Consider the following 26,428-nt stretch of genomic DNA (forward strand, 5'->3'; position numbering starts at 1 on the left):
CGTCCTTGCCGGAGCCCGCTCCGATACCCGCCTGATGAAAACGAGCATGCAACGCAAGCTCGACCAGCTGACTACCCGGCTGGCCGAACTTAACGACCTGTTGAGCCGAGAGGACATCACAGCGAACCTCGACCAGTATCGCAAGCTCACGCGCGAACACGCCGAGCTCGGACCGGTTGTCGAGCAATACGCGCTCTGGCGCCAGGCCATGCACGACGCCGCCACCGCGCAGGAACTGCTCGCGGATGCTTCCATGCGCGAGTTCGCGGAAGAAGAAATTCGCGCGGCCCGCGAGCGGATGGAACAGCTCGGTGGCGAACTGCAGAAAATGCTGCTGCCGAAAGACCCGAACGACGACCGCAACATCTTCCTCGAAATTCGCGCGGGGACGGGCGGCGACGAGTCCGCGCTCTTCGCCGGCGATCTTTTGCGCATGTATCTGCGTTATGCCGAGCGTAATCGCTGGCAGGTCGAGATGATGTCGGCAAGCGAATCCGACCTGGGCGGCTATAAAGAAGTGATCGTACGAATCGCTGGCGAAGCCGCCTATTCGAAGCTCAAGTTCGAGTCCGGCGGCCATCGCGTGCAGCGCGTGCCGGCAACCGAAACGCAGGGCCGCATTCACACGTCCGCGTGCACGGTCGCCGTAATGCCGGAGGCGGACGAAATCGGCGAGGTTGAAATCAATCCGGCGGATCTGCGGATCGACACGTTCCGCGCGTCCGGCGCCGGCGGCCAGCACATCAACAAGACGGACTCGGCCGTGCGCGTTACGCACTTGCCGACGGGGATCGTCGTCGAATGTCAGGACGACCGTTCACAGCACAAGAACAAAGACCGCGCACTGAAAGTGCTGGCGGCTCGCATCAAGGACAAGCAGTCGCACGAGCAGCAGGCAAAGGAAGCCGCCACGCGTAAGAGCCTGATCGGCTCGGGCGATCGCTCCGAGCGGATTCGCACCTACAACTTCCCGCAAGGACGTCTGACAGACCATCGGATCAATCTGACGCTATATCGCCTCGACGCGATTATGGACGGTGACCTGGACGAACTGATCGGTGCACTCGTCAGCGAGCATCAGGCCGAGCTGCTCGCCTCGCTTGGCGACGCGGACTAAGCGTCCATGACGTCGAACGCCCCAGCCGATCGCGACGATGCGGCCACGCCCGCCGCGCTGTTGCGCGCCTCGCCGCTGCCGCCGCTGGAAGCGCGGATTCTGCTCACGCATGTGCTCGGCTGGCGGCAAACGCAATTGATCACGCGCGCCGACGAAGCGCTCGATAGCGAATCTGTTCAGCGTTATCTGGCATTACAAGCGCGTCGCGTAGCGGGCGAGCCGGTGGCGCAACTTGTCGGCGTCCGCGAATTCTTCGGGCTCGAGTTCGAGGTCACGCCGCATGTGCTGATTCCCCGTCCTGAAACCGAATTGCTGGTCGAAACGGCACTCATCGCGATGGAGAACCTCGTACGCCCGCGCGTGCTCGATCTCGGCACCGGCACGGGCGCGATTGCGGTGGCGATCGCGTCGATGCGCCCGGACGCACGAGTCAGCGCGCTCGACCGTTCGGCGGAGGCACTCGGTGTCGCCTCGCGCAATGCCGCGCGCCTGCTCGATCCGAACCGGCCAGGCGGCGCTGTGACATTCGCACAAAGCGACTGGTACGACTCGCTGGACGCGGCACTTCGGTTTGACGTGATAGTCAGCAATCCGCCGTATATCGCGAGCGGCGACCCGCATCTTTTGCAGGGCGATCTGCGCTACGAACCGCGCGGCGCGCTCACCGACGAAGCCGACGGCCTCAGCGCGATCCGGGCGATCGTCTCGGGCGCGCCTCGTCGTCTTGCCGCAAACGGCGTACTGTGGATGGAGCACGGCTACGATCAGGCTGAAGCCGTGCGCGCGCTTCTGATCGCGCAAGGTTTTACGCAGGTCCAATCGCAGCGCGATCTTGCAATCATCGAGCGAATAACCGGCGGTCGGCTCGCTGACTGACAAAGCCTGGTGTCAGCCGCCAGAGCCGTCGCAATAGCCACGACGAACGAAAGGACAAAGCGGTCGTCGGCTGGCGCAAGCGAAATCCGCTATCATTTCAGCCTATTCTCTACACATACCGGAACCGCAAGGTCAGTCATGGATACGCAACAACGCATCAAGCAAATCGTCGACGAAAACAACGTCGTGCTCTTCATGAAGGGCAGCGCCCAGTTCCCGATGTGCGGCTTTTCGGGCCGCGCAATCCAGATTCTGAAGGCATGCAACGTCAACGAATTCAAGACGGTCAACGTGCTCGAAGACGACGAAGTCCGCCAGGGCATCAAGCAATTCTCGAATTGGCCGACCATTCCGCAGCTTTACGTGAAGGGCGAATTCGTCGGCGGCTCGGACATCATGATGGAAATGTACGAATCGGGCGAATTGCAGCAACTGTTTGCCGCAGCCTGACCGTCTGCTTCAAAGCCGATCCTGAAAGGCGCCGCGAGCCATGGGAACACGCGCTGCGGCGCCCCGCCGGCTGATTGTCGCGATCACCGGCGCGACGGGCGCCATTTACGGCGTCCGCCTGCTGCAGACGCTGCGCAAGCTGGGCGGCGTTGAAAGTCATCTGCTGATCTCCAGCGCCGGGTGGCTCAACATTCAGCACGAATTGACGCTGGGCAAGCAAGACGTCCATCCGCTCGCCGATGTGGTCCATTCGGTGCGCGATGTCGGCGCAAGTATCGCGTCTGGCTCTTTCGCGACCGACGGCATGATCGTCGCGCCGTGTTCGATGAAAACGCTCGCGAGCGTCGCGCACGGCCTGTCCGACAATCTGATCACCCGTGCCGCCGACGTCACCCTCAAAGAGCGCCGCCGGCTCGTGCTGCTCGTACGCGAAACGCCGTTCAATCTCGCGCATTTGCGCAATATGACGGCGGTCACCGAAATGGGCGGCGTGATTTTTCCGCCGTTGCCTGCTTTCTACAACCAACCCGCCACCATCGACGAAATGGTCGATCACACTGTTTCCCGCGTACTCGATCTGTTCGCGCTCGGGCCCGCTTTGTCGCCTGCGTGGGCGGGGCTGCGCGGCGCTGACGAGTAATTCCCGGTCGGCGTGCGCGTAGCGACATGCGGCGGGCACGTCTTCACAGTTTCAGACACGCTTGTCAGAAACGACGGCCCGCAGCGCTTGCTGTCGATCATTGCCAACCGCTGGAAGACAATCAAATCCGGTTTGAGCCGTTTATCAAACGGCGGTGCGGCTCTATATTGGCAGTAACCGAACTTTCGAGTGCGCTCCCGGCGCCCCGCTGCCATGAACCGCTTACCGTCGCTTTTTCTTTCCCACGGCGCGCCGACGTTGCCGATCGACCCATCGCTGCCGTCCGCTGAATTCGGCGTGCTCAGCTCGCAATTGGCGCGGCCTGAGGCCGTGTTGATGTTGTCAGCCCATTGGGGCACGGCGCAGCCGGTCGCAAGCACATCGACAGAACCTGAAACCATCCACGACTTTTACGGTTTTCCGCGCCAGCTGTATGAGATTCAGTATCCGGCGCCGGGCGCGCCCGATCTCGCCCGACGTGCAGCCGTTTTGCTCGGCGATAGCGGCATTCACGCCGACGTACAGCCGCACGGGCTCGATCACGGCGCATGGGTGCCAATGTTGCTGATGTTTCCCAACGCCGACGTGCCCGTCGCACAGTTGTCGATCCAGCCGCACCTGGACGCGGAACATCACTTTCGCGTCGGCCGCGCGCTGCGCTCGCTGAGGCAGCAAGGCGTGATGGTGATCGGCTCCGGACAGATCACGCACAATCTGCGCGCCGCGGATTTCTCCGCGCGACCCGAAGATGCCGACCCGCGCGTCGCCGAGTTCACCGACTGGTTCGAAGCGAGGCTCGCGGCGCATGACATCGACGCGTTGCTCGACTACCGCCGTCAGGCGCCGCACGCGGTGTTGATGCATCCGACCGACGAGCACCTCCTGCCGGTGTTCGCAGCGCTAGGCGCGGCGGACGACGATTATTCGCTGACGGTTCAATCGCTCGGCACGTATCAGCGTTCGCTTGCAATGACGAACTACGTGTTTGGGACGGCCTGAGCGGCGACATGGCACGCGCAGCAAGCAAAGACCAAGCAGACCGCTGCAAAACGAAAAACCCCGCCTGAGCAGAACTCAGGCGGGGTTTTTTGCGTCATGCCGGACCTTGCACGGCCGGGCAGCGTCTTAATGCGCGCCCATTCCCTCGAGCACTTCGTCGTGCGTCTGACGCTCTTCCAGATACTCGGAGCGGTAGCCGCTGTTCACGCCCCAGTAATAGAACACGAGCGAGAACGCAATCACGACCAGCATGTCCCAGCCGTAGGGCAGGATGCCGTGCCCGCCGAACTCCTTGCTGCCGATCAGCGACAGAATCGCCATCACCGGCAGATAGGCGACCAGCCACCATGCCGCCTTCAGATCGCGGCCCCAGCCGGCAAATCCGGACTTCGCCTGGAAGTAGAAGTACACGGGCAGCGCGACGACCATCAACAGAATGATCTCGCCCGTCAGCGGCCATTTTGCCCAATAGAGAATCAGCGATGCGCACACGAACGCGAACGGTGCGATCACCTGCATGCCCGGGATATGCAGCGGGCGCTCGACGTCGGTCGCCGCGCGGCGCAGCGCCATCAGGCTGATCGGGCCGGTCAGGTACGAAATCACGGTCGCAACGGAAATCACCGCCGCGAGCGAACTCCAGCCGCGGAAGAAAAACAGGAAGATGAACGAGACCAGCAGGTTGAACCACATCGCTGGCCGCGGCACGCCATAGAACGGATGCACGTTGCCAAAAATCTTCGGCATGGTGTTGTTGCGCTCCATCGCGTAGATCATGCGCGTGGTGGTCGCCATGTAGGTCGTGCCGGTGCCGCTCGGGCTAACGAACGCGTCGACGTACAGCAGAATGGCCAGCCAGTTCAGATTCAGCGCGATTGCCAGTTCCGCGAACGGCGAAGCGAAATTGAAGTGGCTCCAACCCTTCATTACGTCGGCGGGGTTCACCGCGCCGATATACGCGATTTGCAGCAGCACGTAAATCACGAGCGCGAGCAGAATGGAGCCGATCACCGCAAACGGCACGCTCTTCGCCGGATTGCGCGCTTCACCGGCGAGGTTGATCGGGCTCTGGAAACCGTTGAACGCGAACACGATGCCGCTCGTCGCAACCGCGGTCAGCACAGCCGACCAGCCGTACGGCGCGAACGTGCTGGTTTCACCGAAGTTTTCCTTGTGAAAGCCGGTCAGCATCAGGCCGAGAATCGTCGCGCCGGGAATCAGGAACTTGAAGATCGTGATCGCCGAGTTGGCGCGCGCGAAGAGTTTCACGCCCCAGTAGTTCAGCAGGAAGTAAACGATCACGAGGGCCGCCGAGAGCAGCAGCCCGTTCGTAGTTAATGAGCCGTCGACGAATAGTGCGTGCGCCCACTCGTATGGCCACGTGCTCATGTACTGAATAGATGCCTCGGCTTCAATCGGAATCACCGAAACAATGGCGATCCAGTTCGCCCATGCGCTAATGAAACCGACCAGCGCGCCGTGCGAATACCGGGCGTAACGCACCATCCCGCCGGATTCCGGAAACATCGCACCGAGTTCGGCGTAGGTCAGTGCAATAGCGAGAATTACGACAGCGCCGATAATCCACGCGCAGATCGATGCCGGGCCCGCGATTTTCGCGGCCTTCCAGGCGCCGAACAGCCAGCCGGAGCCGATGATCGAACCCAGGCCGGTCAGCATGAGTGCGAACGGCCCGATGTTCCGTTGTATAGAACTTTTCACGTCTTCTCCTGTTTCAGAACCATGTCGGCACCCTACAACCGGCGCTCGTGGCGCTGAAAACGGGTGACACGCATGTATGCGCGGCGGTTATCCATAGGTGCAACCGGCGCGGGCGCGTAGTTTACCGGTTGCACCCAGCGCCTGCGGTGAAACTCAGGGTTCTCCCTAGCAAAAAAGACGCCCGTCCAGCAAGGTTTGTAAGCAACTTTTCATTGCGCTATCGCGAATTTTTGTAAAGTTGACGCCTGAGTGTTGACCTTCTCTCGAAATCGCCGTATAACGTTCGGGCAGGATTTCAAGCGGCGAGTGAATTGGTCTTTCGTAGTTCGCCCATCAACGGTACTCCGGTTGGTCCCATTACCCCCTTCCTTGATTTTCATGCACCCATTGGGCTTCGGCCTTATTTACCATCTTTAGGAACAAGTAATATGGAAACCGGTACCGTCAAGTGGTTCAATGACGCAAAGGGCTTCGGCTTTATCACGCCTGACGGCGGCGGCGAAGATCTGTTCGCGCATTTCTCGGAAATCCGCACGGAAGGCTTCAAGACGCTGCAAGAGAATCAAAAGGTCACGTTTGAAGTGAAGACGGGCCCGAAGGGCAAGCAAGCTGCGAACATCAAGCCGGTGTAAGCGCTACGCTGCTTCCTTCTGGACGCAAAAAAACCCCGCCAAGGCGGGGTTTTTTTATATCGATCTTCATTGCAAGCGGTGATTATCTTCGCAGTATGCGAGCGGTGATTCCCGCTTATGCGAACACGCGTTGCGCGTGAATACCGAGTCCCGTTGCGACACTCGCAAGACGATCGCCGAATACTGCTTCTGCATCCGGAAACGCCTGCGCCAATGCGCCGGATAGAAACGCGAGCCCCGTCGAGCCGCCCGTGAAGTAAATCGCGCTGACGTCGCGGATCGAAACACCGGCCGCCTGCACCGTATCGCGCGCAGCCGCCACGATGCGGCGCGTTTCTTCCTGACCCGCTTCGATAAGCTGAGCTTCGTCGAATGCAAGACGCAGATCGTCCTCCACTTCGTCGAGGTCGATCACGGTTTCGCCGCCCGCCGCGACGCCGATCTTCGCTTCTTCCGCGTGCGCCGCGAGCGCATGCCCAAGGCGCCGCTCCACCACGCGCATCAAGCGGTCATGGTGCTTGACCTCGGTGAACAGGTGCCGCATGAGCCCCAGCTCGCTGACGCGCTTCGGCGCATAAACGGTGTTGATCAGATGCCAGGTCGCCAGATCGAAATAGACGCGGTTTGGAATCTCGCGGCCTTCCGGATCGAGCGTCTGATAGCCGAGTTCGCGCAGAATGGTCGTTAATTCGACGCGGCGGTCGAAGTCCGTCCCCGCGACGTGTACGCCGTGGTGAGCGAGGACATCGTCTTTGCGCTCTACGCGCTTCATCCGCTCGGGGCCGACGCGCACCAGCGAAAAGTCTGATGTACCGCCGCCGATGTCGGCCACCAGCACCAGCCCTTCGCGCGTGAGGCGGGATTCGTAGTCGAATGCGGCGGCGATCGGCTCAAACTGAAAGTGAATGTCCCGCAAACCGACCGCGCGCGCCGCCGCTTCTAGCTGCTTTTGCGCCATCTGATCGGCGCGCGGATCGTCGTCGACGAAGAAAACCGGGCGGCCCAGCACCGCGCGATCGATCGGCGCCCCGGCGCTTTTTTCCGCAGAGCGCTTCAGATGATCGAGGAAAATCGCAATCACATCGGTGTACTTGATCGCGGAGCCGTCGCCGAGATCGGTCGAGTTGTCGGCAAGCGGCGAGCCCAGAATGCTTTTCATCGAGCGCATCAGCCGGCCGTCGAAACCGTCTATATACGCCGCAAGCGCCGCGCGCCCGAATTCGCGGGTGTCCTCATCGGTATTGAAGAAAACAGACGTGGGCAGCGTCGTATAGGCGCCTTCGACCGGCGCGAGCCTGAGCGCAGCGCCGTCGGGAACGGCTACGGCCGAATTGGAAGTACCGAAGTCAATCGCGCAATAGTTCATGGCAGGAATCGCCGCTAACGGCTGGCGCGGACAGGAAGGGGGAGCGGCTTTGTATCACGAAAGCCGGATCAGCATCAACTTGCCAATAGAAGCGCAAGCCGGCCACTGCGGAATACAAATTGCTGCCTCCTGCTGCCTGAGTGCCGGATTCGGGTGCTGACTCAACCTGACTTCACCGGCAAAGTGTCGCCGCACAGTGTCGCCACCAAGGAGACCTCCAGCAATGAACGCGCCGCCTGTCGCCGATGCCGAGCGCAAAACAACAGCGACTATCGAAACCGATCTGCCGTCGCGGCTCGACCGGCTGCCCTGGGGACGCTTTCACACGCTGATCGTCGTGGCGCTAGGCGTCACATGGTTGCTCGATGGACTCGAAGTGACACTGGCCGGCGCGGTCGCGAGCGCGCTCAAGGCGAGCCCGGCGCTGCGTTTCACCAACGCGGACGTGGGTCTGGCCGGCAGCGCTTACATCGCCGGCGCCGTACTTGGTGCGCTTGGCTTCGGCTGGCTCACCGACCGGCTGGGCCGTCGGAAGCTGTTTTTCATTACGCTGGGGCTGTATCTCGCCGCGACCGCTGCGACCGCGGTTTCGTGGAATCTAGCCAGCTTTCTGCTGTTCCGTTTTTTGACGGGCGCGGGCATTGGCGGCGAATACACCGCAATCAATTCGACAATTCAGGAATTCACGCCGCCTCGCGTGCGCGGCTGGGTCGATCTGGCGATCAACGGAACCTTCTGGGTCGGCGCCGGCCTCGGCGCGGCGGGCTCGCTGATTCTGCTCGATCCCCATGTGGTGCCCGGCGACTGGGGCTGGCGTGCGTGCTTTTTCATCGGCGCGGCGCTCGCGCTGATCGTGCTGCCAATGCGTATCTGGGTGCCGGAAAGCCCGCGCTGGCTGCTCACCCACGGCAACGAGCGAGACGCGCATGCGATCGTCGACGGAATCGAAACGCGCTTTCGCAACGAAGGCCACACGCTTTCCACGCTTGGTCTCACGCGTCTGCGTCTGCGCGCGCGTGGACACACGCCGCTGCGCGAAGTGTTCCACACGTTGTTCAATCTGCACCGGCGGCGAGCGCTGGTCGGCCTGTCGCTGATGACCGCGCAGGCGTTTTTCTACAACGCAATCTTCTTCACCTATGCGCTGGTGCTGACGGATTTCTACGGCGTGCCCGGCGACCACATCGGCTGGTACTTGCTGCCTTTCGCGCTCGGCAATTTTCTCGGACCGTTGCTTCTTGGCCGGCTGTTCGACGTGATCGGGCGGCGCAAGATGATTGCGTCGACCTACGCTATTTCGGCGATTCTACTGACAGTCAGCGGCTACCTTTTCGAGCAACACATGCTGACGGTCGTCACCCAGACGATCGCGTGGATGGTGATTTTCTTCTTCGCGTCCGCTGCGGCAAGTTCGGCCTATCTGACAGTCAGCGAATCGTTTCCGCTGGAAATCCGCGCGCTCGCGATCGCCGTGTTCTATGCGTTCGGCACGGCACTCGGCGGGATCGCCGGGCCGGCGTTCTTCGGACGGCTGATCGACACGCATCAACGCAGCGAAGTGTTCTCGGGCTATCTGGTCGGGTCGGCGCTGATGCTCGCGGCGGCCGTGATCGCGGCGGTGTGGGGCGTGGACGCGGAGCGCAAATCTCTCGAACATGTGGCGGCGCCGCTTTCGAGCGTAACCGACGACGCGCCGTAGACACGTCGACGCAAAAACGCGCGGTCTGCGCCGCGCGTTCCCGTAAAACGGTTGAAGCTGGCAGACCCGCTCAGAACGCCTTCTTCCAGCCGCCGCCGTAGGCGATTTCCGCTAACGGCAGACGCTGCCGCACCGACTTCTCGCGTTCGCGCAAAACCGGATCGAGCTTCTCGACATCGCCGAAATGGCCCAACGAAATGAAGGCGATCGGTTCGACGTCGTTCGGCAGGTCAAAAGCCTTGCGGAATGCGTTCGGGTCGAAGCCGCTCATCTGATGAGCGGCGAGACCGAGCGCGTGTGCCTGCAACACCAGCGCCATCGCGGCCGCGCCTGCGTCGTATTGAGCACAGCGGTTCACCTCGCCCTTGCTGGTGCGCGTGAGTGTGGTAACGGCGATCAGCACGGGTGCGGGCGCGTTCCAGGCCTGATTGAACGGCACGAGGGTGGCGAACGCCTGCTTGAACGCGACTTCGTCGACGCTGCGATCAAACACAAGAAAACGCCACGGTTGAGCGTTATACGACGAAGGTGCCCAACGTGCCGCTTCCAGCACAGCGTGGAGGTTCTCGCGGCTCACCGGCTCGCTCGAATACGCGCGCGGGCTCCAGCGACCGGCAATCAGCTCGTGAATGGCAACTGCGGAAGGGGCGGGTTTGTGGGCCATGCGCTTCTCTCGGTAGAAATTCATGATCGCGGGCGGCTGCCCGAAGGTCACATAGCATAACCGGGGTTCGGCGCGCGCGCTGCATGAAGCGAGCGGATAGATTTTCCGTAGCATGGAAAGGCGCGGGCGCTGCCGAGCGGCCGTGCCCTTCCGTGTAACCGGTCTAGGCCGCCTGTGGCTGCGGCGCCTTGGCGGGACGGTTGATCCGCAACACGATGACGGCGGCCACGAGGCACAGACCGCCCGAAATCATCGACGCAACGGTGTACGTACCGAGGCTCGCGCGCAGCATGCCCGCGCCGAGCGCCGCGAACGCCGCGCCGAGTTGATGCCCGGCGACCACCCAGCCAAACACCACGGGAGCCGCCTCCTTGCCGTAGACGTCCGTCGCGAGACGCACGGTCGGCGGGACGGTCGCAATCCAGTCGAGCCCGTAGAACACAGCGAAGAGCGGCAAACCGAAGAAGTCGATGCCGAAAGCGTGCGGCAGATACATGAGCGACAAGCCGCGCAGTCCGTAGTACCAGAACAGCAGCACGCGGCTATTGAAGCGATCGGACAGCCAGCCGGAGAGCGTCGTGCCGAACAGATCGAAGATGCCCATCGCGGCAAGCAGCGACGCGCCCTGCACTTCCGACATGCCGTAATCGCCGCACATCGCAATCAGGTGCGTGCCGACGTAGCCGTTGGTGCTCGCCCCGCAAATGAAAAAGCTGAAGAACAGCAGCCAGAAATCGCGTGTTTTGCTCGCCATGGCGAGTGTGCCGAAGGCGATCGCCAGCGGATTCTGCTTCGTCGCCGTCGCGGTCACCGGCGCGTCGTGCGGCTCGCCATAAGGGCGCAGCGCTACGTCGGACGGCCGCTCGGGGAGCAGGAACGCAACCAGCGGCAGCACGATCGCCGCAACCGCCGCGACGACCCACACCACCTGGCGCCAGCCGTAATGCTCGACGATGGCCGCGAGCATCGGCAGGAACACGAGTTGGCCGGTCGCGGAACTGGCGGTCAGAATCCCCATGACGAGTCCGCGATGCGTGGTGAACCAGCGTGTCACGACGGTCGCCGACAACGACAGCGCTGCCACGCCCGTCGAACCGCCAACCATCACGCCCCAGATCAGGATCATCTGCCAAGGGTGCGTCATGAGCGACGACAAAGCGACGCCCGCCGCCATGGTGCCGAGCGCGATGAGCAGCGTGGGGCGCACGCCAAAACGCTGCATCGCCGCCGCCGCAAACGGCCCCATTAGCCCGTATAGCGCGATGTTCACGGAGATTGCCAGCGAAATGGTGCCACGGCTCCAGCCAAACTGATGCTCGAGCGGCACCATCATCACGCTCGGTGTGGCGCGCGTGCCCGCCGCCGCCAGGAGCACCAGAAACACCACGGCCACGGTCAACCAGCCGTAGTGAAAACGCCTGCCTATCAGTCTCGCTGCCCAGTTCATCGGCTCTCCTGTCGGCGTCGTCAGACTCGCCGTGCCGTTCGCGTTATTACGGTGTCAGTAAGGGACTTGTGACAGATCAGTCACAATGGTGTTGCGATGTTAGTTACCGGTCGGTAACATGTCAAGGCGTCAATTGAATTTAGGAGCACCCATGTCTGACAGCGAAAGCTCCAAGCGAGGCTCCACGGTGGAAAATTCAGCGTCTGGTTCTGCGCCTGCTTCTGCGTCTTCCAATCCGCCTGCTTCGTCCCGCTCGCGGCGACCACGCGGTGGCCACACAACTGGGCCGGAGGCGCAACAGCATCTGCTACGCGCGGCGGATGAACTGTTTTACCGTGAAGGCGTGCGGGCGGTTGGCGTCGATGCGGTGGTCGAGCGCGCCGGCGTGAACAAGATGAGTCTGTACCGCCAGTTCTCGTCGAAAGACGATCTGGTGATGGCTTATCTGGAGCGCAAAGACGCTCAGTTTTTCGGCTATGTCGAAACGAGCTTCGCGAAGTACTCCGGCGACCCCGCAAAGCAGCTGCAGCAATATTTCGACGATCTCGCCGCGCGGGCGTCGGCAGAAGGCTATCGCGGCTGTCCGTTCGTGAACGTCGCGGTGGAGTTCCCCGATACCGCGCATCCGGCACGGCTATTCGTGTTCCGGAACAAGGAGCGTTTGCTTGCACGCCTGACGGAGTTAGCAAGCGCCGCAGGCGCCGACGATCCGGAGATGCTCGCCAGCTCCCTGGCTTTGCTGATCGAGGGCGTGTATGCGGCGAGTCAGACCTACCGCGCTGGATCGAGTCCGGTGCTCGCCGCGCCGAAAGCCGCCGCACAGCTCATCGCCGCGGCGTGTGGCGGGAAATCGGAGCGTTAGCCGGCAGAGAGTTGAGTTCGGCTCGGGTTCGGCTTGTATATGGCTTGGGTCTGGCCCGGCTTCGGCTCTTTCGCGGCTTCGTTGTGTCGTTTCGTTTTCCCGTTCATTCCGCGGCGCTGCCCGAGGCAGTCGTGCACTGGCCTCGCGCACGCGCCGTTAAAATGGCTCTTCGCCCTCTCTGCCCTTTTCGCCGCCTGCCATGACGTTGTCTTCCGAATCGCACGACACTGTCGTTGCCGCCATCCGTCACTGGCTGACGGAAGCCGTAATCGGGCTCAATCTGTGCCCATTCGCAAAGGCCGTCCATGTGAAGGGGCAAATCCGCTACGCGGTTAGCTCCGCGACCGATCTGGAAGGCGTGCTAGCCGACCTTGAGACCGAGCTCACCGATCTCGCCGCCGGCGATCCCGCCGCCGTAGAGACCACGTTATTGATCGTGCCTCAGGCGCTAGAAGATTTTCTGCAATATAACGACGCACTGTTCTTCGCAGAAAGAACGCTCAAGCAGCTTCGCCTGACTGGCATTATCCAGATTGCCAGCTTTCACCCTTTTTATCAGTTTGAAGGCACCGAGCCGGACGATATCGAGAATTACACCAACCGCGCGCCTTATCCGATTTTTCATCTACTCAGAGAAGACAGTATTGAACGCGCGGTTCAGGCATTTCGAGATCCGGAAGCCATTTTTGAGCGCAATCAGGAAACGCTTCGGCGAATAGGGCTCGTCGGCTGGAATAAATTAATGAAAACGTGATTCACGCGGAAACGAAGAATCTCTCTTTCAATTCCTCGATACCGAGCGTTTGCATGACCTCGTTGAGCCGCTCCGCCGGGCGCCGCCGCGGCAGGTCCTTGAACTGCGCGATGATCAGCTCGTTTTTCATCGAATGTTCCCATCCCACGAGTTCGGTTACGCTGACCTGATAACCGTGCGCCTCCAACTGAAGGCAGCGCAGCACATTGGTAATCTGGCTGCCGAATTCCCGAGTATGTAACGGATGCCGCCAGATTTCCGTCAACGCACTGGCGAGCGATTTACTTTTGTTTTGACGTAAAACACCCGCCACCTCGGCCTGACAGCACGGCACGACCACGATATATTTGGCGTTCTTTTCGAGGGCGAAGCGAATCGCGTCGTCCGTTGCGGTATTGCAGGCGTGCAGCGCGGTAACGATATCGATCCGCGACGGCAAGCGGTCGGACGTAATAGATTCCGCTACCGACAGATTCACGAACGACATACCCTTGAAGCCGAGGCGCGCCGCCAGTTCCTCCGACCGCGCGACAAGCTCCTGGCGCGTTTCGATGCCGTAAATGTGCGACGCCCCACCTGCGGCATCCTGAAATTCCTTGAAGAACAGGTCATACAGGATAAAACCTAGATATGACTTGCCCGCGCCGTGATCGACAAGGGTGATTGCCCCCTGCTGGTCCTTCAGATCCTTGAGGAGCGGCTCGATGAACTGGAACAGATGGTAGACCTGCTTGAGCTTGCGGCGGCTGTCTTGGTTCATCTTGCCGTCGCGCGTCAGGATGTGCAGCTCCTTGAGCAATTCGATGGACTGGTTTGGTCGGATTTCGTGGGTTTTGCTGGACATCGTGGGGGACCGGCGTCAATTGCAACGCGAACGTGCGTCAGGTGACGGAAAAAGGAAGAAGTTGCTGCCAGTTTACCCAAACCGCGGCCCGCTCACCGAAGAGCCGCGAAAAACCTGCAGGAAGTGCAGCAATCCTGGAACACTTCCTGCTCGCAAAGGCACGACGCGGGACATTTACGTACGGCGCAGAAACCGATTCCCCGCCGCCCGAGTCCCAAGAACGTAAGCCGTGGTGCCTATAACAATAAGCTGTCGGTCGTGGTAACGGACACACGATCCTGATGCAAGTGGGGAGGGCGGCCCAGTGACATGGGCCGAACGTTACGTCACCGGCAGCGCGCCGCGATCTCAACTGAACGTGCGCCCGGATAATAGAAGAGGCAGCAATGGATACGGTACCCAACGGAAACGTCGAACAGAAGTTCCAGGAGATGATGGCGAAGCTCACCGCCATGCCCGCCTGGTCGGAGAAGCAGCAGCTTGAACTCGAGATGGCCCGCGACATCTCCACCGAAATGCTTCGTCTCGCGGAAGTCATGCGGGACGGGAGCGTCGACATGGAAACGTGTCTGACACTGCTTAAATACGCGAAAGTGCTCGACTTCGTGATGACGACGCTGGCTTCACGGCGCGATATCAAACCGCAAACGCTGCGGGTCATCTTCAAGCTTGCGGGCCTCAAGGTGGACGAGGCTTATCCGAGCTGAGGTCCGGCGAGGAAGCGCGGACATATCGAACCCACACGGCGACTTGCGCGAGCGGCCACCCGCCGCTCGCCTCCCCCGCGAGTCACCGCGGTGGCTCCTTCTTCCAGAACGCTCGATTCACGCGCGCGGCGCTTCCACCGGCGGCGTGCCTTCGTGGAAGAGCGTCCTCAATTGCTGGCGCAGTTCAGGCGAGTCGTCGTGTTTGTGCACGCTGACGGCATGTTGCACGGCTGCGTTGAGCAGTTCGTCTTCGCTATCGGCCGACAGTGCGACCGTGCAGTTCGTTTCGCTCGGGAACTCGCGGCAGTCGATGTATTTGCGGGTCATGGCAGTCTCCTTGATCGATATGTGTGACCATCCACGCTGGCACAAGGCGCAAACCGAAGCGCACCGCTCCCGATGCCACGGCATGCGGCGCCCGGACAGCGCGGTCGCTTATCTTGACGCGGGAATGACGCGGGGAATGACTCGAACGCGCCCAATGGAAGGTGTCCAAAAATTATAGTTGGCGATGCTGAATAACAAAGCCGTGCATCGGACAAGCCCGGGGGCAAGCGCGCCTGAATGTAGCGTTCTGACGCCCGGTTGGTGACAGGTGCGTTTGCTCCGCGCTGGATGCGGTGTGAAAATAGCGGGCTTCGTGGGGTGTTGAGGGGTTGGGCACTGTTTTCGTGCTGCGGGCGTCTGGGCGCATCCGGCGCGTTCTGCCGCACCGGATACGTTCCTGCGCGCTTTGGCGCCTTCATCGTGTCCGACGCTCTGTTGGGCGTCCGGGTTCGCGAGCGTTCCAGCGCCTTCACAATGCCCAGTTAGTCGTTTGTCACACTCTTCGCACCGTCCACGCATTAGCTGCCGGCGCGCCCTCTTTTGCTCATCGGCAGGCTCGCATGTCATCTTCGTTCGATTCCGCCCGCGTCGCCGTTATCGGCGGCGGACCCGCTGGCCTGATGGCCGCCGAGGCGCTTTCCCTGCAAGGCGTACAGGTCGACGTCCATGACGCGATGCCCTCGGTGGGCCGCAAGTTCCTGATGGCCGGCAAAGGTGGCATGAACATCACGCATTCGGAGCCGCTCGAGCCGTTTCTCGATCGCTACGGCGCCCGCCGCGAATGGATTGCGCCGCTGCTGCAGACGTTCGGGCCGGACACTCTGCGCGCGTGGCTGCGAGAGCTTGGGGTCGAGACGTTCGTCGGCAGTTCGGGACGCGTTTTCCCCACCGACATGAAAGCGGCGCCGATGCTGCGCGCCTGGCTGCATCGATTGAGGGATGCAGGCGTGCGCTTCTACATGCGGCAAAAATGGATCGGCTGGCAGACCGAAGAGGAGACCGCCGCCGACGCGTCCGCGACGGCGCATTCCGCGCATACCCTTGTGTTCGCCACGCCCGACGGCGAGCGGGCCGTAACCTATGACGCCGTCGTGTTGGCGCTGGGCGGCGCAAGTTGGCCTCGCCTCGGATCGGATGCGGCCTGGGTTCCGTTGCTCACGTCCCGCCACGTGCCCGTGCGTCCACTGCAACCCGCGAACTGCGGCTTCGACGTGGACTGGAGCCCTTACCTGCGCGGCCGTTTCGCCGGTCAGCCGGTAAAGTCCATCGCCATTTCATTTACCGATGTAGACGAAAAAGTCCACAATCGACAAGGTGAAATACTTTTGACGGAAACAGGCCTCGAAGGGAGCCTGATCTATGCGCTTTCCGCCGCGATTCGCGAGCGAATTCTTGCTGACGGCGAACTCACCATCGCCTTGGATCTGGCGCCCGGCTTGCCTTTGGAGCGAGTGATGTCAGAAGTCACGAGGCCGCGCGGCTCGCGGTCGATATCGAGTCACCTGCAGGGAAGAGTTGGGATTAGCGGTGTCAAACTGGCATTACTGCACGAGATGCTGCCGAAAGACGTGTTCGCAGATGCCCCACGTCTCGCGCACGCTATCAAGGCGCTCCCGGTAAAACTTCTGCGCGCCCGACCGATCGCAGAAGCCATCAGCAGCGCGGGGGGCATTCCGTTCGAAGCGCTGGATCAGCATTTGATGATCCGGCACTTGCCCGGTGTTTTTTGCGCGGGCGAAATGCTCGATTGGGAAGCGCCGACAGGCGGTTATCTGCTGACTGCGTGCTTTGCGAGCGGTCTCGTCGCTGGGCGCGGTGCCGCAGCGTTCACAGGGGCGCGCGGCGCGTCGCAGTAAAGTGGGCGCCGCGTCAGATTCCAAACTCGCTTCAGGCACGCGCCTTTAACCGCCACAGCGACGTAACTTCGGCGACCCGCGCTGCGTGCAACGGATCGGTCTCGTCGGTGGATTTGGGATGCCTCGGACGAATATCCTCGCGCCCGATCACAGTTAAGCCGGCCTCGTCGATCGCGGCAAGCAACCACTCGCGGGTGCGCAAACCCAGATGCTCCGCGAAGTCCGACAAAATGAGCCAGCCTTCGCCCCCCGGCGACAAATGCTCGGCCAGGCCGTTGAGAAAGCCCAATAGCATTCGGCTTTCCGGATCGTAGACCGCATATTCGATCGGCGATGCGGGCCGCGCCGGCACCCAAGGCGGGTTGCAAACAACCAGCGGCGCGCGGCCTTCAGGGAACAGGTCCACTTGAACGACCTCGACCTGCTGTTCGTAGCCGAGGCGCGCAATGTTCTCCCGCGCGCACGCAAGCGCTCTTGGGTCCTGGTCCGTGGCGACGATCTTCTTCACGCCGCGCTTTGCCAGCAACGCCGACAGCACGCCCGTGCCGGTGCCGATATCGAACGCCTTATTCAACGAAGGCAGCGCGGTCCGCGCAACGAGATCCACGTATTCACCGCGCACCGGCGAAAACACACCGTAATAAGGATGAATGCGATCGCCGAGCGCGGGAATCTCGACGCCCTTTTTGCGCCACTCGTGCGCGCCAATCAGTCCGAGCAGTTCGCGCAACGACACGACCGACGCCTCATCGGTCGGCGGTCCATAGGTCTCGATACACGCCTGTTGCACGTCGGGCGCGCGGCGCAGCGGAATCGCGTATGACGCGTCAAGCGGTATCAGGATCATGCCGAGCGTGCGCGCACGTTGTGACTGCGTCTGCCGGTGCAGGTTGAACGCCTCGATCGGCGTGGCGCCCTGCTTGCGCGGTTTGCGTTCGAGACGTCGCGTCACCGCCTGCAACAGTTGCCGCGCGTTCTGGAAATCCCCGTTCCACAGAAGCGCGGTGCCTTCGCACGCGAGCCGGTAGGCGGAGTCGGCGGTGGTCCGGTCGTCGGCGACGATCACGCGTTTTGGCGGAGGCACCGCCGCTTCGGAGCGCCAACGCGCGGTGCGGGGGCCGTCGGCTTCGGGCCAGGTGATGCTTGCAGGGCTGGTCATGATGAGGTGGGTCGTGTTGCGGGAGCGACGCGGTAAGACGTGGCCTGGTTGGACGGCGCTATGCGCCGGTGTGCGCGGGCGGCGTGCATGAGCAAACAGCAATGCCGGCCCGACCCGAATAGTAACCCCTGCCGCCTCGCCTCACGGCATCGTATTCGCCGCGCTGTTCGCCACGGATTTAGACAATTTTGTCCACGATCGACAAGGTGAAAGAGATATGGCGAATTCGAGCATCAAAAGACGCTCACCGATCGGCGAAAAACTGCGATGGCTCGCGTGTGAGCCTCGTCGCCGCCCAATAGGTGCCCAATGAGCGCCAAATAAAAAAACGGGGTTTCTGACTGAACAGAAACCCCGTTTCGTGCTACTGGTGCCGGCTGCAGGACTCGAACCCGCCACCTCATGATTACAAGTCAAGCGCTCTACCTGATGAGCTAAGCCGGCATGAGGCCGTGATTCTACTTCATTTTACGATCTTGAGGCGAGCCCTACCGCCACCTTTTGAACCGTCGTCGTCGGGCTGGTCGCCCTCCGGCGTCTGGTCAGCTTTGGCGGTGCTGTCAGTTGCGGACGGACCTTCGACCGCACGAGGCGCACTGGGGGCAACCGGCGCGGCGGCCGGCTCGACTGTTTCGGCGTCGGCACCCGAATCCTGCGCTTCGCCTCCGGTCGACTCGACCGGAAATGCCATGCCCTGCCCGTTTTCGCGCGCGTATATCGCGAGGATATTGGCGACCGGCACTTCGATCTTGTGCGACTTGCCGGAGAAACGCGCGCTGAATTCGACCCACTCGTTGCCCATTTGCAACTGGCTCGTAGCCTCGAAGCTGATGTTCAACACAATCTCGTTGTCGCGCACGAATTGCCGCGGCACACGCGTCTGATTGTCGACGCGTACTGCGATATGCGGCGTGTAGCCGTTATCCGTGCACCATTCGTACAGCGCTCGCAGCAGGTACGGCTTGGTGGAAATCTCTTGCATCAGCAGTCCTCTTACCGGGCGCGGAGCTGCGCGCGAGACGCCGCGCGAAGCCCGCAACCCAAAGCCAAACTCAACGACGCATCACCTTTTCCGAGGGCGTCAGCGCCTCGATATAAGCCGGACGGCTGAAAATGCGCTCGGCGTACTTCATCAGCGGTGCCGCATTCTTCGACAGTTCGATGCCGTAGTGATCGAGACGCCACAGGAGCGGCGCGATCGCGACGTCGAGCATCGAGAACTCTTCGCCGAGCATGTACTTGTTCTTCAGGAAGATCGGCGCGAGTTGCGTCAGGCGGTCGCGGATCGCGAGGCGCGCTTTCTCGTGATTCTTCTCCGCGGCCTTGCCCTTCTCGTTCTCGAGCGTGCCGACGTGGACGAACAGTTCCTTCTCGAAGTTCAGCAGGAACAGACGGGCACGCGCGCGTTGAACCGGGTCGGCCGGCATCAGTTGCGGATGCGGAAAGCGCTCGTCGATGTATTCGTTGATGATGTTCGATTCGTACAGAATCAGGTCCCGTTCGACGAGAATCGGCACCTGACCATACGGATTCATCACGGCGATGTCTTCCGGCTTGTTAAACAGGTCGACGTCGCGGATCTCGAAGTCCATGCCCTTTTCGAACAACACCAGCCGGCAACGCTGGGAGAACGGGCAAGTTGTGCCGGAATACAGAACCATCATGATTTACGTTTCCTCAAAAAGCTGAAGGGCCAGCGCGCGGAAAAACCGTTCAGCAGGTTTTTCCTGGCGCCGGCCCCACGCCGTGTAGCGGCGTGATTATTTGATATGTTTCCAGTACGCGGCGTTCAGTCGCCAGGCGAAAAAGCTCAGAATACCGAGGAACATCAGCACCCACACGCCAAGCTGTTTGCGGGTTTTCTGAGTCGGCTCGGACATCCAGGACAGATACGACACAAGGTCGGCCACAGCAGAATCATAATCTACCGGCGACATCGTCCCCGGAGTGACCTGCTGGAAGCCCACAAATTTGTGCACCGTTTCGCCCGTTTTTTCGTCGACTTCGTCACCGAACTTCGCGGTACGTTGCCCCTGAAGCTGCCACAACACGTGAGGCATGCTCACGTTTTCATACACCAGATTATTCCAGCCAGTCGGCCGCGTATTGTCGCGATAAAAGCTGCGCAGATACGTGTAGAGCCAGTCCTTGCCGCGCGCCCGCGCTTCCACCGACAAATCCGGCGGACTTGCGCCGAACCACGCCTTCGCGTCGTCCGGGCGCATTGCCACGGTCATCGTGTTGCCGACCTTGTCGGTAGTGAAAAGCAGGTTCGACTGAATCTCGGCTGGCGCAATGCCGAGATCGGTCAGCCGGTTGTAGCGCACCAGATTCGCGCTGTGGCAATTCAGGCAGTAGTTTACAAACAATTGCGCGCCGTGCTGCAAAGAAGCGAAATTGTCCGCGTTATCCGGCGCGCGGTCGAGATGAACATTCTCGTCCGCATACGCCGGGCCGCTCAGCACCGCGAGCAGTGTCGCGCCGATCAGCGCGCACGTCGAAAGCAGTTTCTTCATCTTCGTGTTCTCCTCGCTCGCCATTAGTGGGACTTGAACCGCACCCGCTCGGGCGGCTGCTTGAACGTGCCAAGCCTCGTCCAGAACGGCATGCCGAGGAAAAACGCGAAGTAGATCAGCGCGCACACCTGCGCAATCAACGTGGCGGCCGGCGACGGCGGTTTAGTGCCGAGGAAGCCCAACGTCAGGAAAGCGAGCACGAAGATCCCGTAAAACACCTTGTGGAAGAACGGCCGGTAGCGGATCGACTTGACCGGCGAGCGGTCCAGCCACGGCAGGAAAAAGAGCGAAATCACCGCGCCGCCCATCACCACCACGCCCCAGAACTTCGACTCGGTGAAGGCCATTGCCAGAATCACGAGCACCGCGAGCACCGGCAAACCCAGTTTCCACTTGCCGCGGGCGCGCACCAGCGCGAGCAGGCCAAGCAACGCGATCACGATCATCAGCACGATCTTGAACGGATCGGTCGTGGCGCGCAGCATCGCGTAAAAGGCCGTGAAGTACCACACGGGCGCGATTTCCTGAGGTGTTTGCAGCGGATTCGCCGGGACGAAGTTGTTGGCCTCGAGGAAGTACCCGCCCATTTCCGGCGCGAAGAAAATAATCGCCGCGAAAATCATCAGGAAGATCGACACGCCGAAGAAATCGTGCACCGAGTAGTACGGATGAAACGGGATGCCGTCGAGCGGAATGCCGTCCGGGTCTTTCTTCGCCTTGATCTCGATGCCGTCCGGGTTGTTGGAACCGACTTCATGCAGCGCGACCAGGTGAGCGACGACGAGCCCAAGCAACACCAGCGGTATCGCGATCACGTGGAACGCGAAGAAGCGGTTCAGCGTGACGTCCGACACCACGTAGTCGCCGCGAATCCAAAGCGACAGGTCCGGCCCGATGAACGGAATGGCCGAGAACAGGTTGACGATAACCTGCGCGCCCCAGAACGACATCTGGCCCCACGGGAGCAGGTAACCGAAGAACGCTTCGGCCATCAGGCACAGGAAGATCGCGCAGCCGAAAATCCATACGAGTTCGCGCGGCTTGCGGTACGAACCGTACATGAGGCCGCGGAACATATGCAAATACACGACGACGAAGAACATCGACGCGCCCGTGGAGTGCATATAGCGGATCAGCCATCCCCACGGCACTTCGCGCATGATGTACTCGACCGACGCGAACGCGAGCGTCGCGTCGGGCTTGTAGTTCATCGTGAGGAAAATGCCGGTGACGATCTGATTGACCAGCACCAGCAGCGCGAGCGACCCGAAGAAGTACCAGAAGTTGAAATTCTTCGGTGCGTAGTATTCGGAGACGTGCTTTTTCCAGGTGGACGTTAAGGGGAAGCGCCGGTCGATCCAACCGACCAGCCCGGTCGTCTCTACTTCGTGTTCGATCGCCATTACGCTTCTCCTTTCTCGTCCTTGCCGATCACGAGCCCGTTGGCTCCCGTGAACATGTAAGGCGGGATGTCGAGGTTCTGCGGCGCAGGTTTGTTCTTGAAGACGCGGCCGGCCATGTCATAGGTCGAACCGTGGCACGGGCAGAGAAAGCCGCCTGGCCAGTCGTCAGGAAGATTGGGCTGCGCGCCCTCCATGAAGCGCGGCGTCGGCGTGCAGCCCAGATGGGTGCACACGGCAACGGCGACAAATATGTTCTTGCGGTCGGTCCGTGCACGGAATTCGTTGTTGCAGTACTCCGGCAACGGCATCGAAAAGACGTTCTTGCTGTGGGGATCGGCTACTTCGTTATCGGCTTTCTGGACATCGGCAAGCATCTTGTCGGTGCGGTTGATGATCCAGACCGGCTTGCCGCGCCATGCAACGGTCATCATGTCGCCGGGCTTCAGATTGCTGATGTCAACTTCGACCGGGGCACCTGCTGCCTTGGCCTTTTCAGATGGTGCAAACGAACTAACAAAGGGTACGACAGTGGCAACGCCTCCTATGCCACCTGCTACGGTCGTCGCTATCAGCCAGGTACGGCGGCTGCCGTCGACGCGTTCATCTTCCTTGTCTCGCATCACACGCCCCACTTCTGAGTTGGATTTTTCCTTCACGTCGCTTCTACCGCCGCTAGTTTGCTCGAATGGAGTCGCCATTTACAAGGGCCGATTGCCAAAAACCGTGCGAAGCCCTTGATAGGTAAGGGTTTCTCCGTACGGATCGCAAACTTTTTCGCACCTCCTTTTAAGTGTCCCCTCCGTTATTCGTGCCTTTTGCTTAGCTAATGCGTATTTTCTATTTCAAACGAATCAAACCGGATTAGGGATATCGATAAAGAGATGTTCGATATCGAACTGCTCCGACAAGTGCTTGCCCACCGCCTGCACCCCGAGGCGCTCCGTCGCATGATGCCCGGCCGCGAGAAACGCGACGCCGCTTTCCGCCGACGTGTGCATGACCGACTCCGACACCTCGCCGGTCAGATAAACGTCGGCGCCGGCGTTGATCGCCGCGTCGAACATGCCTTGCGCAGCGCCCGTACACCACGCGACGCGGCGCAGACTGCGATCCGGGTCGCCGAACACGAGCGGCGTGCGGCCAAGCGTCTGTTCGATCTCGGCGGTGAAGTGCGCGAGCGTGATCGGCATCGCAAAAGTGGCGAGCCAGCCGAGGTCGTTCTCGCCGAAGCGCGCGTCGCTGATCCAGCCCATCTTCGCGCCTATCTGCGCGTTGTTGCCCAATTCGGGATGGTCGTCGAGCGGCAAGTGATAAGCGAACATGTTCAGGTCGTTCGCGAGCAGCAGTTTCAGGCGCGCGTATTTGCGGCCGGTGATCTGCGGCGCCTCGTTGCGCCAGAAATAGCCGTGATGGACGAGCACGGCGTCCGCGCCCCAGTCCAGCGCGGCCTCGAGAAACGCCACCGAGGCGGTCACGCCCGTTGCGAGCTTGTTGATCTTGCGACGCCCTTCGACTTGCAGACCATTGGGGCAATAGTCCTTGAAGCGCGCGGTTTCAAGGAGATTGTTCAAGTACAATTCAAGTTCGATCCGATCCATATAAACCTCTAGTCTTCAGATGCTTAGACGCTTTTGGCTGTTCTTTGCCCAAGCGGTGACTGTGCTGTTGGCGCTGATGTTCATCATCGCGACCCTCAAACCGCAGTGGCTCCAGCGTCAAGGGCAATTCGGCAAGCAACTTGCCGAACCGATCGTCGCCTTGCGGGAAGTGGCGCCTGGCATGGGTAGCGGGCCCGCAACGGCGTCTTATGCAGACGCCGCTCAAAAGGCCATGCCTGCGGTCGTCAATGTCTTTTCCAGCAAAGATGGCTCGCTGCCGCCCGATCCGCGAGCAAAAGACCCGTTGTTTCGCTACTTCTTCGGCGACAAGAACAATCGCAAGCAGCGCGAGCAACCGGCCGCGAACCTCGGCTCCGGCGTGATAGTGAGTTCGGAAGGTTACATTCTAACGAACCAGCACGTGGTCGACGGCGCCGATCAGATCGAAATCGCGTTGGCCGACGGCCGCACCACGAACGCCAAGGTGATCGGCATCGATCCTGAAACGGATCTGGCCGTGCTGAAGGTCAACATGACCAACTTGCCCACCATCACCCTGGGTCGCATGGAACAGACCCGCGTTGGCGACGTCGTGCTCGCGATCGGTAATCCGTTCGGCGTCGGGCAGACGGTCACCATGGGCATTGTCAGCGCGCTCGGTCGCAACCATCTCGGCATCAATACGTTCGAAAACTTCATTCAGACCGACGCGGCGATCAATCCCGGCAATTCGGGCGGCGCACTGGTCGACGTGAACGGCAATCTGCTCGGCATCAACACCGCGATTTATTCGCGCTCTGGCGGTTCGCTCGGCATTGGCTTCGCGATCCCGGTGTCCACGGCGCGCAGCGTGCTCGAGAGCATCATCACCACGGGTTCGGTCACGCGCGGCTGGATCGGCGTCGAGCCGCAGGATGTCACGCCGGAAATTGCCGAATCGTTCGGGCTCGAGCAGAAGTCGGGCGCGATTGTCGCGGGCGTATTGAAGAACGGTCCGGCCGACCGCGCCGGTATCAAGCCAGGCGACATTCTGATGAGCGTGAACGGCCAGGAAATCACCGACACGACCCGCCTGCTGAATGTGATCGCGCAGATCAAGCCGGGCACGGCCGCGAAGGTGCACCTGGTGCGCAAGAACCGCGAGCTCGATCTCGACGTGACCATCGGCAAGCGCCCGCCGCCGCCGAAACAACCCGTCGAAGATAGCGATCAGCAGGACGACGACGGCGGTTGAGGTCTGCCAGTGCCAAAGCCATGCGGGCTTGAGGCAGAACGCAGAACACAAAAAAGGGCAGCCCATGACGGACTGCCCTTTTGTTTTAGCCGCGCTGCGTGATTTCTGCCGCAGCATTGCCGCAGGACTCACATCGAGTCACCGCAGGCCTGTCACCGATCGGCAGAGCCACGGCAAACCGTAGCGGTTTCACTTCAAGCCGGCGGCGTCGCGTCTTCGACAACTGCGGGTTGCTTGCCGACGATCAACCGCGCGGCGATGATCCCCGCCTCATACAGCACGATCAGTGGAATGGCGAGAATAAGCTGAGAGAACACGTCTGGCGGCGTGACCACCGCCGAAATCACGAACGCGCCGACGATCACATACGGCCGGATCTCCTTGAGCTTCTTCAGCGTTACTACGTTCATGCGCACCAGCAGCACGACGACGATCGGCACTTCGAACGTCACGCCGAACGCAATGAACATGGTGAGCACGAAGCTCAGGTAGTTGTCGATATCGGTCGTCATCTCCGCGCCTAATGGCGCGTTGTAATGGGCCATTACGCGAAAGATGGTCGGGAACACCACGAAGTACGCGAACGCCATGCCGCACAGAAAGAGCGTATAGCTGCTGCCGACCAACGGCCCGACCAGCTTCTTTTCGTGCTGATAGAGACCCGGCGCGACAAACGCCCAGATCTGATATAGCACGATGGGCAGCGCGATCACGAAAGCCACCAGCATGGTCACTTTCATCGGCACGAAGAACGAGCCGGTGACGTCGGTGACGATCATCTTGCCGTCTTTGGGCAGGTTCTGCATCAGCGGCCGCGCCAGCAGCCGGAAGATATCCGGCGCCCAATACACCAAGCCGACAAACACCACGATGACGGCAAGGCCCGCGCGGATAATGCGGTCGCGCAATTCAACGAGGTGAGAAATGAAGGTCTCTTCAGCGCCTTCGTCCTGACTTTTCTGGGGGTCGCTCACACCGGCCCTCGGTTAGAGATTGTCGTTCTGGTCATCAGAAAAACCGCGTCGGACGACGCATGCTGGCAGGCGTGTGCCGCGCGACGCGCGCCGCGCCCGACTGCACGCGCGTGCGGCGCGTGGTTGCGCGCTTGTACCAGGTTGGCATTGCGGTTTGCTTGACGCGCCAGTTCTTGCGCTTGGCGGACCCGGCTGGCGTGCTGCCTTGCCACGGAGTATTGACGGCGTCTTCGACCGCACCGCCGGCAATGCTCGGCGACACCGACGTGCCGCTGTTCCACGCGTCGTTCAGTTCCGTCTCGTGCTTGCGCAGGTTCTCCTGCACGGAGGTCTGGACATTGCTGGCCGCCGTCTCGAACTCGGTTTTCATGCGACGCAATTCGTCGAGCTCGATTTCCCGCGTGACTTCCGACTTGACGTCGTTGATATACCGCTGAGCGCGACCGAACAGCGCGCCGGCTGTGCGGGCGACGCGCGGCAAGCGCTCAGGGCCGAGCACGACTAGCGCGACGACGCCGATCAGCGCCATCTTGGTTAGACCGAGGTCCAGCATGGAGGAAAATGTCCGTCAGTAACGCGGTT

Annotated in this window: 27 protein-coding genes and 1 tRNA gene; 12 read left to right on the top strand and 16 right to left on the bottom strand. The window is 61.2% G+C overall.

Features of this window, described 5'->3' with window-relative positions; translation table 11 throughout:
* Positions 1 to 34 precede the first annotated feature (34 nt).
* The 5 genes from prfA (at position 35) to BCA01S_RS26055 (ending at position 4,082) form a co-directional block, all read left to right on the top strand.
* Positions 35 to 1,117, top strand: a complete 1,083-nt coding sequence (prfA, locus tag BCA01S_RS26035) for a peptide chain release factor 1 (protein ID WP_027779442.1) — start codon at positions 35 to 37, stop codon at positions 1,115 to 1,117.
* Between the two features lie 6 nt (positions 1,118 to 1,123).
* The gene (gene prmC / locus BCA01S_RS26040) at positions 1,124 to 1,993 is read left to right on the top strand and encodes a peptide chain release factor N(5)-glutamine methyltransferase (RefSeq protein ID WP_027779443.1); all 870 of its coding nucleotides are present in this window, start codon (positions 1,124 to 1,126) and stop codon (positions 1,991 to 1,993) included.
* Positions 1,994 to 2,131: 138 nt separating this feature from the next.
* Positions 2,132 to 2,443 (top strand): Grx4 family monothiol glutaredoxin, encoded by a 312-nt coding sequence (gene grxD / locus BCA01S_RS26045; RefSeq protein ID WP_006052757.1) that lies wholly within the window; start codon positions 2,132 to 2,134, stop codon positions 2,441 to 2,443.
* Positions 2,444 to 2,483: 40 nt separating this feature from the next.
* On the top strand, positions 2,484 to 3,083 hold the full coding sequence (locus BCA01S_RS26050; protein ID WP_027779444.1) for a UbiX family flavin prenyltransferase: 600 nt from the start codon (positions 2,484 to 2,486) through the stop codon (positions 3,081 to 3,083).
* 213 nt (positions 3,084 to 3,296) lie between these two features.
* Positions 3,297 to 4,082 carry a DODA-type extradiol aromatic ring-opening family dioxygenase gene (locus BCA01S_RS26055; protein ID WP_027779445.1) on the top strand — a complete coding sequence of 262 codons (786 nt, stop codon included), beginning with the start codon at positions 3,297 to 3,299 and terminating at the stop codon, positions 4,080 to 4,082.
* A 126-nt stretch (positions 4,083 to 4,208) separates the two neighbouring features.
* Here the strand turns inward: BCA01S_RS26055 and BCA01S_RS26060 are convergent, their stop codons facing one another.
* Complete coding sequence (locus BCA01S_RS26060; protein ID WP_027779446.1) at positions 4,209 to 5,804, bottom strand: APC family permease; 1,596 nt, start codon at positions 5,802 to 5,804, stop codon at positions 4,209 to 4,211.
* Positions 5,805 to 6,232: 428 nt separating this feature from the next.
* Here BCA01S_RS26060 and BCA01S_RS26065 point away from each other — a divergent pair, with 428 nt between their 5' ends.
* Positions 6,233 to 6,436, top strand: coding sequence for a cold-shock protein (locus BCA01S_RS26065; protein ID WP_007180251.1), 204 nt, complete (start codon positions 6,233 to 6,235; stop codon positions 6,434 to 6,436).
* 115 nt (positions 6,437 to 6,551) lie between these two features.
* Here the strand turns inward: BCA01S_RS26065 and BCA01S_RS26070 are convergent, their stop codons facing one another.
* Complete coding sequence (locus BCA01S_RS26070) at positions 6,552 to 7,802, bottom strand: Hsp70 family protein (protein WP_027779447.1); 1,251 nt, start codon at positions 7,800 to 7,802, stop codon at positions 6,552 to 6,554.
* Positions 7,803 to 8,025: 223 nt separating this feature from the next.
* On the opposite strand from BCA01S_RS26070, the gene BCA01S_RS26075 reads away from it, so the two are divergent.
* Entirely contained in the window at positions 8,026 to 9,501 is a 1,476-nt protein-coding gene (locus tag BCA01S_RS26075) for an MFS transporter (RefSeq protein ID WP_027779448.1), read from the top strand.
* A gap of 70 nt (positions 9,502 to 9,571) precedes the next feature.
* On the opposite strand, the gene BCA01S_RS26080 is transcribed toward BCA01S_RS26075, so the two are convergent.
* Positions 9,572 to 10,165, bottom strand: a complete 594-nt coding sequence (locus BCA01S_RS26080; RefSeq protein ID WP_020070670.1) for a nitroreductase family protein — start codon at positions 10,163 to 10,165, stop codon at positions 9,572 to 9,574.
* 163 nt (positions 10,166 to 10,328) lie between these two features.
* Complete coding sequence (locus BCA01S_RS26085; protein WP_027779449.1) at positions 10,329 to 11,612, bottom strand: MFS transporter; 1,284 nt, start codon at positions 11,610 to 11,612, stop codon at positions 10,329 to 10,331.
* A gap of 151 nt (positions 11,613 to 11,763) precedes the next feature.
* Here BCA01S_RS26085 and BCA01S_RS26090 point away from each other — a divergent pair, with 151 nt between their 5' ends.
* On the top strand, positions 11,764 to 12,474 hold the full coding sequence (locus BCA01S_RS26090) for a TetR/AcrR family transcriptional regulator (RefSeq protein WP_027779450.1): 711 nt from the start codon (positions 11,764 to 11,766) through the stop codon (positions 12,472 to 12,474).
* A 199-nt stretch (positions 12,475 to 12,673) separates the two neighbouring features.
* Positions 12,674 to 13,228, top strand: a complete 555-nt coding sequence (locus BCA01S_RS26095; RefSeq protein ID WP_027779451.1) for a DUF1415 domain-containing protein — start codon at positions 12,674 to 12,676, stop codon at positions 13,226 to 13,228.
* Between the two features lies 1 nt (position 13,229).
* On the opposite strand, the gene BCA01S_RS26100 is transcribed toward BCA01S_RS26095, so the two are convergent.
* Positions 13,230 to 14,072, bottom strand: coding sequence for a class I SAM-dependent methyltransferase (locus BCA01S_RS26100; protein ID WP_027779452.1), 843 nt, complete (start codon positions 14,070 to 14,072; stop codon positions 13,230 to 13,232).
* Positions 14,073 to 14,458: 386 nt separating this feature from the next.
* On the opposite strand from BCA01S_RS26100, the gene BCA01S_RS26105 reads away from it, so the two are divergent.
* The gene (locus tag BCA01S_RS26105; RefSeq protein WP_013589753.1) at positions 14,459 to 14,779 is read left to right on the top strand and encodes a type II toxin-antitoxin system HicA family toxin; all 321 of its coding nucleotides are present in this window, start codon (positions 14,459 to 14,461) and stop codon (positions 14,777 to 14,779) included.
* A 117-nt stretch (positions 14,780 to 14,896) separates the two neighbouring features.
* Here the strand turns inward: BCA01S_RS26105 and BCA01S_RS26110 are convergent, their stop codons facing one another.
* Positions 14,897 to 15,106 (bottom strand): DUF1059 domain-containing protein, encoded by a 210-nt coding sequence (locus BCA01S_RS26110; RefSeq protein ID WP_027779453.1) that lies wholly within the window; start codon positions 15,104 to 15,106, stop codon positions 14,897 to 14,899.
* 560 nt (positions 15,107 to 15,666) lie between these two features.
* Here BCA01S_RS26110 and BCA01S_RS26115 point away from each other — a divergent pair.
* Positions 15,667 to 16,962, top strand: coding sequence for a TIGR03862 family flavoprotein (locus tag BCA01S_RS26115; protein ID WP_027779454.1), 1,296 nt, complete (start codon positions 15,667 to 15,669; stop codon positions 16,960 to 16,962).
* Between the two features lie 31 nt (positions 16,963 to 16,993).
* On the opposite strand, the gene BCA01S_RS26120 is transcribed toward BCA01S_RS26115, so the two are convergent.
* From BCA01S_RS26120 to BCA01S_RS26155, 8 genes are all read right to left on the bottom strand, one after another.
* Positions 16,994 to 18,121 (bottom strand): methyltransferase, encoded by a 1,128-nt coding sequence (locus BCA01S_RS26120; RefSeq protein WP_027779455.1) that lies wholly within the window; start codon positions 18,119 to 18,121, stop codon positions 16,994 to 16,996.
* 368 nt (positions 18,122 to 18,489) lie between these two features.
* Positions 18,490 to 18,565 (bottom strand) — tRNA-Thr (locus BCA01S_RS26125).
* Between the two features lie 19 nt (positions 18,566 to 18,584).
* A complete protein-coding gene (locus tag BCA01S_RS26130; RefSeq protein WP_027779456.1) occupies positions 18,585 to 19,103 on the bottom strand; it encodes a ClpXP protease specificity-enhancing factor in 519 nt (172 codons plus the stop codon).
* Between the two features lie 70 nt (positions 19,104 to 19,173).
* On the bottom strand, positions 19,174 to 19,785 hold the full coding sequence (locus tag BCA01S_RS26135) for a glutathione S-transferase N-terminal domain-containing protein (RefSeq protein ID WP_006052302.1): 612 nt from the start codon (positions 19,783 to 19,785) through the stop codon (positions 19,174 to 19,176).
* Positions 19,786 to 19,881: 96 nt separating this feature from the next.
* Complete coding sequence (locus BCA01S_RS26140; protein WP_027779457.1) at positions 19,882 to 20,637, bottom strand: cytochrome c1; 756 nt, start codon at positions 20,635 to 20,637, stop codon at positions 19,882 to 19,884.
* 23 nt (positions 20,638 to 20,660) lie between these two features.
* Positions 20,661 to 22,040, bottom strand: coding sequence for a cytochrome b (locus BCA01S_RS26145; RefSeq protein WP_027779458.1), 1,380 nt, complete (start codon positions 22,038 to 22,040; stop codon positions 20,661 to 20,663).
* Positions 22,040 to 22,660, bottom strand: a complete 621-nt coding sequence (gene petA / locus BCA01S_RS26150) for a ubiquinol-cytochrome c reductase iron-sulfur subunit (RefSeq protein ID WP_020070659.1) — start codon at positions 22,658 to 22,660, stop codon at positions 22,040 to 22,042. The genes BCA01S_RS26145 and petA overlap by 1 nt, the downstream gene beginning before the upstream one ends.
* 231 nt (positions 22,661 to 22,891) lie before the next feature.
* Positions 22,892 to 23,638, bottom strand: a complete 747-nt coding sequence (locus BCA01S_RS26155; RefSeq protein WP_027779459.1) for a Nif3-like dinuclear metal center hexameric protein — start codon at positions 23,636 to 23,638, stop codon at positions 22,892 to 22,894.
* Positions 23,639 to 23,657: 19 nt separating this feature from the next.
* On the opposite strand from BCA01S_RS26155, the gene BCA01S_RS26160 reads away from it, so the two are divergent.
* Positions 23,658 to 24,872 (top strand): Do family serine endopeptidase, encoded by a 1,215-nt coding sequence (locus tag BCA01S_RS26160; RefSeq protein WP_027779460.1) that lies wholly within the window; start codon positions 23,658 to 23,660, stop codon positions 24,870 to 24,872.
* Positions 24,873 to 25,066: 194 nt separating this feature from the next.
* Here BCA01S_RS26160 and tatC read toward each other — a convergent pair whose 3' ends face one another.
* Together tatC and tatB are read right to left on the bottom strand one after the other, a co-directional pair.
* Positions 25,067 to 25,846 carry a twin-arginine translocase subunit TatC gene (gene tatC, locus BCA01S_RS26165; protein WP_027779461.1) on the bottom strand — a complete coding sequence of 260 codons (780 nt, stop codon included), beginning with the start codon at positions 25,844 to 25,846 and terminating at the stop codon, positions 25,067 to 25,069.
* Between the two features lie 34 nt (positions 25,847 to 25,880).
* Positions 25,881 to 26,399 carry a Sec-independent protein translocase protein TatB gene (gene tatB / locus BCA01S_RS26170; protein ID WP_027779462.1) on the bottom strand — a complete coding sequence of 173 codons (519 nt, stop codon included), beginning with the start codon at positions 26,397 to 26,399 and terminating at the stop codon, positions 25,881 to 25,883.
* Positions 26,400 to 26,428: the final 29 nt, after the last annotated feature.

Origin of the sequence: Paraburkholderia caledonica NBRC 102488 (genome assembly GCF_000685095.1) — a bacterium.
Taxonomy (GTDB): domain Bacteria; phylum Pseudomonadota; class Gammaproteobacteria; order Burkholderiales; family Burkholderiaceae; genus Paraburkholderia; species Paraburkholderia caledonica.

Coding starts and splice junctions, on each gene's coding strand:
- BCA01S_RS26055 (WP_027779445.1), top strand. CDS start 3,297: ATGAACCGCTTACCGTCGCTTTTTCTTTCCCACGGCGCGCCGACGTTG.
- BCA01S_RS26090 (WP_027779450.1), top strand. CDS start 11,764: ATGTCTGACAGCGAAAGCTCCAAGCGAGGCTCCACGGTGGAAAATTCA.
- BCA01S_RS26095 (WP_027779451.1), top strand. CDS start 12,674: ATGACGTTGTCTTCCGAATCGCACGACACTGTCGTTGCCGCCATCCGT.
- BCA01S_RS26130 (WP_027779456.1), bottom strand. CDS start 19,103: ATGCAAGAGATTTCCACCAAGCCGTACCTGCTGCGAGCGCTGTACGAA.
- BCA01S_RS26085 (WP_027779449.1), bottom strand. CDS start 11,612: ATGAACTGGGCAGCGAGACTGATAGGCAGGCGTTTTCACTACGGCTGG.
- prfA (WP_027779442.1), top strand. CDS start 35: ATGAAAACGAGCATGCAACGCAAGCTCGACCAGCTGACTACCCGGCTG.
- BCA01S_RS26115 (WP_027779454.1), top strand. CDS start 15,667: ATGTCATCTTCGTTCGATTCCGCCCGCGTCGCCGTTATCGGCGGCGGA.
- BCA01S_RS26110 (WP_027779453.1), bottom strand. CDS start 15,106: ATGACCCGCAAATACATCGACTGCCGCGAGTTCCCGAGCGAAACGAAC.
- BCA01S_RS26160 (WP_027779460.1), top strand. CDS start 23,658: ATGCTTAGACGCTTTTGGCTGTTCTTTGCCCAAGCGGTGACTGTGCTG.
- BCA01S_RS26050 (WP_027779444.1), top strand. CDS start 2,484: ATGGGAACACGCGCTGCGGCGCCCCGCCGGCTGATTGTCGCGATCACC.
- BCA01S_RS26155 (WP_027779459.1), bottom strand. CDS start 23,638: ATGGATCGGATCGAACTTGAATTGTACTTGAACAATCTCCTTGAAACC.
- petA (WP_020070659.1), bottom strand. CDS start 22,660: ATGCGAGACAAGGAAGATGAACGCGTCGACGGCAGCCGCCGTACCTGG.
- BCA01S_RS26100 (WP_027779452.1), bottom strand. CDS start 14,072: ATGTCCAGCAAAACCCACGAAATCCGACCAAACCAGTCCATCGAATTG.
- BCA01S_RS26140 (WP_027779457.1), bottom strand. CDS start 20,637: ATGAAGAAACTGCTTTCGACGTGCGCGCTGATCGGCGCGACACTGCTC.
- prmC (WP_027779443.1), top strand. CDS start 1,124: ATGACGTCGAACGCCCCAGCCGATCGCGACGATGCGGCCACGCCCGCC.
- BCA01S_RS26145 (WP_027779458.1), bottom strand. CDS start 22,040: ATGGCGATCGAACACGAAGTAGAGACGACCGGGCTGGTCGGTTGGATC.
- BCA01S_RS26135 (WP_006052302.1), bottom strand. CDS start 19,785: ATGATGGTTCTGTATTCCGGCACAACTTGCCCGTTCTCCCAGCGTTGC.
- BCA01S_RS26075 (WP_027779448.1), top strand. CDS start 8,026: ATGAACGCGCCGCCTGTCGCCGATGCCGAGCGCAAAACAACAGCGACT.
- tatB (WP_027779462.1), bottom strand. CDS start 26,399: ATGCTGGACCTCGGTCTAACCAAGATGGCGCTGATCGGCGTCGTCGCG.
- grxD (WP_006052757.1), top strand. CDS start 2,132: ATGGATACGCAACAACGCATCAAGCAAATCGTCGACGAAAACAACGTC.
- BCA01S_RS26120 (WP_027779455.1), bottom strand. CDS start 18,121: ATGACCAGCCCTGCAAGCATCACCTGGCCCGAAGCCGACGGCCCCCGC.
- BCA01S_RS26105 (WP_013589753.1), top strand. CDS start 14,459: ATGGATACGGTACCCAACGGAAACGTCGAACAGAAGTTCCAGGAGATG.
- BCA01S_RS26080 (WP_020070670.1), bottom strand. CDS start 10,165: ATGGCCCACAAACCCGCCCCTTCCGCAGTTGCCATTCACGAGCTGATT.
- BCA01S_RS26065 (WP_007180251.1), top strand. CDS start 6,233: ATGGAAACCGGTACCGTCAAGTGGTTCAATGACGCAAAGGGCTTCGGC.
- BCA01S_RS26070 (WP_027779447.1), bottom strand. CDS start 7,802: ATGAACTATTGCGCGATTGACTTCGGTACTTCCAATTCGGCCGTAGCC.